This window comes from Trebonia sp. (assembly GCF_049794275.1).
Classification (GTDB): Bacteria; Actinomycetota; Actinomycetes; order Streptosporangiales; family Streptosporangiaceae; genus Trebonia.
This window is the reverse complement of record NZ_JBARCR010001116.1, coordinates 1-6,644: the sequence shown is the minus strand read 5'-3', so window position 1 is coordinate 6,644 and position 6,644 is coordinate 1. Positions and strand designations below refer to the sequence as shown.

The window sequence follows — 6,644 nt, the reverse complement described above, 5'->3', positions numbered from 1 at the left end:
GGGCTGCCTCTTCGGCTGCGTGTCGATGGCCATGTTCGCCTTCGCGCACTCGGCGGAATGGGAGATCTACGTCGCTACCGGCATCCTAGGCATCGGCTTCGGGCTGGCCTTCTCGGCGATGTCGGCGAATGTCGTGTCCGCGGTGCCGGCTGGGCAGACCGGCGTGGCCACCGGCATGAACGCGAACATCCGCACGATCGGCGGCAGCATCGGCGCCGCCGTGATGGCCAGCATCGTCACCGCGAAGCTGGAGCCGTCCGGCCTGCCCACGCAGGCCGGCTACACGACCGGGTTCGGGGTCATGGCTGCCGTCTTGGCGGTGGCCGCGCTGGCCGCACTGCTGATCCCGTCGCAACGCCGGCTGGGCACGGCGGCCACCAAGGCGGCCGCCGTCGGTACCCTGGCCATGTCCGGGGACGCAGTGACCGCCGAGAGCGCCGCCGGGGAGACGCTGGCGAGCGAACTGGGGGAGTGAGGTGGCCAGCGAGCCCTCGGTGAGCGACCCGGCGGGGCCCCCGTCCCCGCCCGGGCGGCGCGACGCGGTCCGCAACTACCACCGGGTCCTCAATGCGGCCCGCGAGGTGCTCGGCGAGTCCGGTGCCGATGCCGGCATGGAGGAGATCGCCGCCCGGGCGGGGGTCGGCATTGGCACCGTGTACCGGCGGTTCGCCAACAAGGACGCGCTGATCGACGAGCTCGTGCGGCTGTCTCTTTGCGAGGCGCTGGCCGAGGCCAGGCAAGCTCTGGCGTGCCCGGGCGGCGATGGTCTCGAGCAGTTCCTGCGTGGGCTCGGGGCGCTGTTCGCCGCGCATGCCAAGTACGCGCACCTGCTGCTCGAGCGGAGCGCCGACGGCCCCACCGCTCGCGAGATCCGCGCCGCGGTCCAGGAGCTCACTAGCCGTGCCCTGGCCGCGGGCACGCTGAACCCCGGCGTGACCATTGGCGACGTGATGGCACTGGTCTGGGGCATGCGCGGGCTGACCGAGACAACCGGCGAGGTCGCGCCCGGCACCTGGCAGCGGTTCCTCGACATCCACCTGGCGGGCCTGCGCACACCGGGCCCGGTCAGCGCCACGCCGTCGATGTCAGCCGAACAGCTGGCGGAGCTACTTCCCCGCCCTTAGTGATGGTGACTTGGCGGCACGTCGTGCGATGGGTGGCCCGCAGCACGAGCACGCTGATGTGGAGCCGCGCAAGGACGACTTGACCAGGCGTGTCAGGGTGGACTGCGTCATGTGCCGTCACGCGGTGGCGGCAGCGGCACTTGTTGGGAGACCGGAGCCATGAGAGCAGCGCTGGCACGGCAGCTGAGCGGGATCGACAGCGTCGAACTCGGTGAACTGCCAGACCCGGCACCCGCAGCAGGCCAGGCATTGATCAGAGTCCACGGCGCGGGCGTCGGCCCGTGGGACGTCGGTTTTCTCAGCGGCGGCTTTCCGGGGCTCGCCGTGCCGTTTGTCCCTGGCCAGGAAGTCGCCGGCGTGGTCGAAGCGGTCGGCGGCGGAGCCGGTGTCCAGCCTGGCGAGCGGGTGTACGCGGTGCTGTTCCCGGCCGGAGGCGGGTTCGCCGAACTGGCGCTCGCCTCGGCGGACCGGCTTGCTCCGATGCCCGGCAAGGCGAACTTCGTGGAGGCGGCCGGGCTGGTCATCGCCGCCGGTACCGCGTACGAGGGCCTGGTCGATCGGGGGCGGCTGCAGGCCGGGGAAACCGTGCTCATTACCGCCGCCGCGGGTGGCGTGGGCAGCGCCGCTGTGCAGATCGCGGCGGCCGCGGGCGCCCGCGTGGTGGCCGTGGCCAGCCCGCCCAACCATGATTACCTGCTGAGCCTGGGTGTCGGCGAGGTCTTCGACTATCACGCCCCCGACTGGACTCAGCAGGTGCGCGCCGTGGTTCCTGGCGGAGTCGACCTGCTGTTCGACGGCGCTGGCGGGCAGACCCGCGACCAGGCCCTCGCTGCGGTCCGCGACGGCGGCCGGGCGATTTCCATCGTCCTGCAGGGCACTCCGCTTCAGCTGGAGCGGGGCATCACTGGTGAATCATTCGCTGCCCACGGCGGCCGGCCGCGGCTTGAGCAGCTGGCTGCTCTTGTCGATTCCGGCAAACTTCGCCCGCAGGCCGAAACGGTACTGCCGCTCGACCAGGCCCGTGAGGCGCTGGCACGAGTCGCGGCCGGGCACACTCGAGGCAAGATCGCGCTCCAAATCGGCTGACTGTGCTCGATCTGGCCGGCTTGCCTGGTCACTGCCGGAGCTGTGATCGAGATTGCCGCGGTCGCGGCCGTGGCGTCCTACGAGCTCGCACGGGCGCACGGTGCGGCGGGCTGGTCGGCCCGGCTGCTCCCGTTGACGGTGGACGGGCTGATCTACGCGAGTTGCTCATGATGGTCATCCGCTCGGCGCAGGTGCTGGGGCACCCCGTCATGGACTGCCGCCCATTCGGTCGATGAAGTAATCCATGTCGATATTCCATCGTCCGCCCCATGCCGCCACCTCTTCGCGGTCGACCGGGTCGGGCAGGTCATGCAGGGCCGCTTCGGCCATCTCCGTCAACTTGGCTTGCCGCAAGAGGTCAACTACGTGCTGCCTGGAGAGTTGCACTGCGATCACCGAGCTCTGACAGCTTGCCCCTGGAAGAGCATTCCGAATGCCGCCGAGTGCTGGGTCATCAGGCTGAGGAATCCCTGAACCGTCTCGTGGTTGGTGCAGCTCCCCTGGTATTGAGAGGCCAGGGAAAGCCATGTCACCGGCACGACGCCGGCCTGGATCATGCGCTGGACGGCGACCTGATGGACCTCGAGGGTCTCGCCGGCGGTCGCGTCGACCGCGAGGTACACCTCGTAGCCGCGCTCCAGGCCGGCCAGCGCGCTGCCCAGGACGCAGCCCTCATTGATGAAGTTTCCCTCACGGACGATCACGCGCCAGTCGCCGGTTTCGGCCCTGAGCTCGCTGAACAGCGGCCCGTAGGGGCCGGTGTCGGCGCCGTTGGTCAGCACCAGCGGGATACCGAAGACGCCTGCGGTCTTCGCCAGGCCGACGGTGTTGTTGACGTGAAGTGACAGGTCATGGGAGCGGAACACATTCCCGAATCCGACCGCGTGGTCAATCATCACGACGGCGCTGTTCTCAGGCGTCAAAGCGGACGGCTGCATGGTGCTCTCCTAGTCTGAGGAGCGGGTGGACTGAGATGACACCGCCCGGAGGGCGGGGCCGGAAGCGCTCGCGGCGTTCCACGCAGAGTCATCGCCGCGGACGATGAGCACTGAGCCGCGGAATCGATGGACCAGGGCGGCGCCGACCGACCCGGTCAGGCCGCTCAGGGCCGCATTGTGAGGCCGGCCGCCCACCACAATGGCCGCAGCCGACCGGTCGTCGGCCATGGCCATCAGCGCATGGGCCGGGTCGCCGCTGCGAACGACGAACTCCCAGTCCACGCCCGTCCCCTGGAGCACCTCCTCCGAGGCCCGCCGGGCCTCGGCCTCGATCAGGTCCAGGTTCTGCCTGGCCGGCCCAATGGTCATCGATGACATCTCCGCGAAGACCGGGATGTGCCGGACATGGACCACCACGAGTGTCAGGCCGGCCGCCCGGGCCAGCTCGGCTGCGCGGACTAGCGCGTTCCTGCTGTCGCCGGTGCCATCCACACCCACGATGACGGATCTCTCCATGGCGAACCCCCTTTTGCCGGCGGACTTCGGGTGAGTCCGCCACCATTAGGATTAGGTTTTATATATTGATAGTAATCTCTCTACTATCAATGGTCAAGAGGTAGGATGACTGTGTGACCCGAGCCAGCTATAACTCGCCCCGGCGGCAGCAGGCCGCTGCGGCCACCCGGGAGGCGATCATCGAGGCGGCCCTGGAGTTGTTCGCGTGCCAGGGGTACGCGCGCACCACCGTGGCCCAGATCGCCGAGGCGGCACGGGTCGCGGCGAACACCGTCTACACGAGCGTCGGCGGTAAGCCCCACCTCCTGGCGGCCATCACCGAAAGCGGCACGGGCGACCCCGACGTCGCCGAAACACTGACCGCTGTCGCCCGCACCAGCGACCCCGCTGAGGTCATCCGGCTGACCGCCGCCGGAACCCGCCAGGTCAACGAGAGGCGCGCCAAGGCGGTCGCCGTCCTGCTCGACAGCGCCCAGGCCGATCCCGCCGCGGCCGAGATGCTTCAGGTCACCGTGCGCTATTACCGCGAAACCCTCGGCACCCTTGCCGGGCGGCTGGAAGACCTAGGCGCGGTCCAGTCGCCTGACCTGAACCGGGCCGCGGACGTCTTCTGGTACCTGTTCGGCTGGACGTCCTGGCGGACCCTCATCACCGACCTCGGCTGGAGCTGGGACGCGGCCGAGCAATGGCTGGCGCAGCGAGGCATCGACGCGCTGCTCCGGCAAAGAACGCCGTAGGCCGTAGCCCTATCGCTCTTCGCCGCGGCGCGGGGAGAGCAGGAACTGATGGACCGATGACGCTGGCTTCGGGAGATCATGTCAGGACCTGGTCGCTGCCCGGGCCCACCGCGGGTCACTTGCCGGCAACCGCGGATTGGGATATCTAGTGCGGAGGTACCCGTAGCACGCAGACGGTGGTTTGCCGATGTCTGGGGGAGGGCCGGATGCGGATCAGCGATGTGCTTCGCGTCAAGGGCGCTCACGTCGTCACCGTCCCGCCGGACACGACGGTGCGCCGTCTTCTCGCGGTGCTGGCCGAGCACCGGATCGGCGCGGTGGTCATCTCTGCCGATGGCGCGTCGGTCGACGGGATCGCCAGCGAGCGGGACATCGTGTGGGCGTTACCGAGCTGGACGACGTCGCGCGGATGATGACTGCCCGGCCCATTCGAGGGATGCCGGCCCGCCACGGCCGTCGGCGCAGCCGTATAAGACAAGGTGACCCGGCCAGGGTTGGCGAACCCTTCGCGGAAACCCACGCCCGCCGGCCGGGCGTGGGTTTTCCGTCGAGCGACTGGTTCGTGCAGGAGCGGGGCTCGAGATCCAGGTCCGGATCCGGCGGGGCACCAGGTGCTAGTTTCCCTGGGTCAGAAACGCGCCGGAGTGTTCCGCGCGCTGATCAGCTGAGCCTGGGCGTAGTTGCACTCGGCGACGATAGCGGCGACGCGCCGGCCGATCCGAGCCAGCGGAGACCGTACGCCCTGCGTCACGTGGTGGTTCATCGTTTCCTCCTCGGTTTTCCGGCCATCTGTTCGCCGGTCACTACCGAGTCTCGCCGTAAGGCGCTGCCCGGCGCATTGGAGGAAATCCCTATTTTCCCTGCTGATAGGGCCTTAGCCGACCCTGGGTCGGCTTAGCGTGGCGCCGGCCCCCGGCCCCCGGGCCCCTTGACCGGGCGATCCCCGCGCGGCCCGCGCCGACGGTGTGGCGTGTCTGCAACGATGGCACTGGACCTATGAATCGGACGAACAGGCCCGGAAGGGGCCCCATCTACTTGGAGCTGACCAGGTTCTATCCAGCCTGCAGAAGCGGTCGACCCGGCCGACTCAGGAAGCAGCGGACTCGATCAGCGCGCCGGTGGCGAGCAGCAGCTCTTCGCCGCTGGCGGGGCCGATCAACTGGATGCTGGCCGGCAGCCGGTGCGCGCTGGGCACGGGCAGGGCCAGCGCTGGCAGGCCGGCCAGGTTTACTGGTGCGGTGAACTGCGGGAAGTCGTGCTGCTCTGCTTCGGCGAGCGGCGGCGGAAAGAACGGCACGGTCGGCAGCGCGATCACGTCGACGCGGCCGAGGAACTGCGCGAACAGGGCCTTCCAGTCGAGCTGATAGGCGCGGGCGGCGGCCTGCTGACCAGCGGTCACGGCAGCGCCGGATTCCAGGAATGTCCGGACCTGGCCGCTGATACCGTCCTTGCCGGCCATCAGGTTCGCGTTAACCGCGGCGGCCTCGCTGCCGGTCAGCAGGTAGGTCTGCATCAGAGCGCCAGCCCAGTCCACCGCGCCGAGCTCGACAATCTCCAGGCCGCTCTCCCTGAGTACGGCATCGACAGCTGCGTCCACGCGAGGGTCGAGCTTGCCTATGGCAGGGCGCAGCCGGCCGATGCGGGCGGCTGGACTTACCGCGACCGCGAAGCCGGGTTCAAGTAGCGCCATCCCGGCGGTCAGGCCGGCCACGTCCGCCGCGATCGGACCGATCGTGTCCAGGCTCGGCGCGAGCGGCCATATGCCGTCCAGGCTGATCCGGCCGAACGTGGTCTTCAGGCCGGCCAGCCCGCAGAACGCCGCAGGGATCCGCACCGAACCGCCGGTATCGGTGCCGTAGCCGATGTCCGCTGACCCTTCGGCCACCGCCACCGCAGACCCGCTCGATGATCCCCCTGGCAGCAGGGCAGGGTCGAGCGGGTTGACCGGGGTGCCGAACCACTGGTTAACCCCGGAGGCACCGAACGCTAGCTCATGCAGATTGGCCTTACCGACAATGGCCGCACCAGATGCAAGAGCTCCGGCCATGCAAGCTGCGTCCCGCGCGGCGGGAGCAGCAGTATCGGCCAGCGCCTTGCAGCCAGCCGTTGTCGGCACTCCGGCGATGTCGATGACGTCCTTTACAGCGATCCGCGGCCCGCTGCCAGGCCGGTCGAGCCGGCTAATAAACGTAGACACCGGCCCATTATCACCGTGCGACACGGGACCACACCCGGAACCAGTG

10 protein-coding genes and 1 pseudogene are annotated in these 6,644 nt (G+C 69.2%); 6 read left to right on the top strand and 5 right to left on the bottom strand.

The window, feature by feature from the left end; genetic code table 11:
- The 4 genes and pseudogenes from WA805_RS27780 to WA805_RS27765 all read left to right on the top strand — a co-directional run.
- Positions 1–475 (top strand): annotated as a pseudogene (locus WA805_RS27780) (hypothetical protein); the annotation flags it as partial.
- 1 nt (position 476) lies between these two features.
- The gene (locus WA805_RS27775; protein ID WP_425243808.1) at positions 477–1,124 is read left to right on the top strand and encodes a TetR/AcrR family transcriptional regulator; all 648 of its coding nucleotides are present in this window, start codon (positions 477–479) and stop codon (positions 1,122–1,124) included.
- Positions 1,125–1,283: 159 nt separating this feature from the next.
- Positions 1,284–2,210, top strand: a complete 927-nt coding sequence (locus WA805_RS27770) for an NADP-dependent oxidoreductase (RefSeq protein ID WP_422279990.1) — start codon at positions 1,284–1,286, stop codon at positions 2,208–2,210.
- Positions 2,211–2,381: a DUF2637 domain-containing protein gene (locus tag WA805_RS27765; RefSeq protein WP_422280016.1), complete on the top strand. Its 171-nt coding sequence runs from the start codon at positions 2,211–2,213 to the stop codon at positions 2,379–2,381.
- 36 nt (positions 2,382–2,417) lie between these two features.
- Here WA805_RS27765 and WA805_RS27760 read toward each other — a convergent pair whose 3' ends face one another.
- The 3 genes from WA805_RS27760 to WA805_RS27750 all read right to left on the bottom strand — a co-directional run bounded on the left by WA805_RS27760 (position 2,418) and on the right by WA805_RS27750 (position 3,664).
- Complete coding sequence (locus WA805_RS27760) at positions 2,418–2,540, bottom strand: hypothetical protein (protein WP_422326856.1); 123 nt, start codon at positions 2,538–2,540, stop codon at positions 2,418–2,420.
- 62 nt (positions 2,541–2,602) lie between these two features.
- Positions 2,603–3,148, bottom strand: coding sequence for an isochorismatase family protein (locus tag WA805_RS27755; protein ID WP_422326857.1), 546 nt, complete (start codon positions 3,146–3,148; stop codon positions 2,603–2,605).
- A 9-nt stretch (positions 3,149–3,157) separates the two neighbouring features.
- A complete protein-coding gene (locus tag WA805_RS27750; protein WP_422279986.1) occupies positions 3,158–3,664 on the bottom strand; it encodes a universal stress protein in 507 nt (168 codons plus the stop codon).
- A gap of 113 nt (positions 3,665–3,777) precedes the next feature.
- Here WA805_RS27750 and WA805_RS27745 point away from each other — a divergent pair, with 113 nt between their 5' ends.
- Together WA805_RS27745 and WA805_RS27740 are read left to right on the top strand one after the other, a co-directional pair.
- Positions 3,778–4,401: a TetR/AcrR family transcriptional regulator gene (locus WA805_RS27745; RefSeq protein WP_422279984.1), complete on the top strand. Its 624-nt coding sequence runs from the start codon at positions 3,778–3,780 to the stop codon at positions 4,399–4,401.
- A 206-nt stretch (positions 4,402–4,607) separates the two neighbouring features.
- Entirely contained in the window at positions 4,608–4,814 is a 207-nt protein-coding gene (locus WA805_RS27740; protein WP_425243807.1) for a CBS domain-containing protein, read from the top strand.
- A gap of 215 nt (positions 4,815–5,029) precedes the next feature.
- On the opposite strand, the gene WA805_RS27735 is transcribed toward WA805_RS27740, so the two are convergent.
- Both WA805_RS27735 and WA805_RS27730 read right to left on the bottom strand, forming a co-directional pair.
- Positions 5,030–5,164, bottom strand: coding sequence for a hypothetical protein (locus WA805_RS27735; protein ID WP_422279980.1), 135 nt, complete (start codon positions 5,162–5,164; stop codon positions 5,030–5,032).
- Between the two features lie 324 nt (positions 5,165–5,488).
- Positions 5,489–6,598, bottom strand: coding sequence for an amidase (locus WA805_RS27730; protein WP_422275738.1), 1,110 nt, complete (start codon positions 6,596–6,598; stop codon positions 5,489–5,491).
- Between the last annotated feature and the right edge of the window lie 46 nt (positions 6,599–6,644).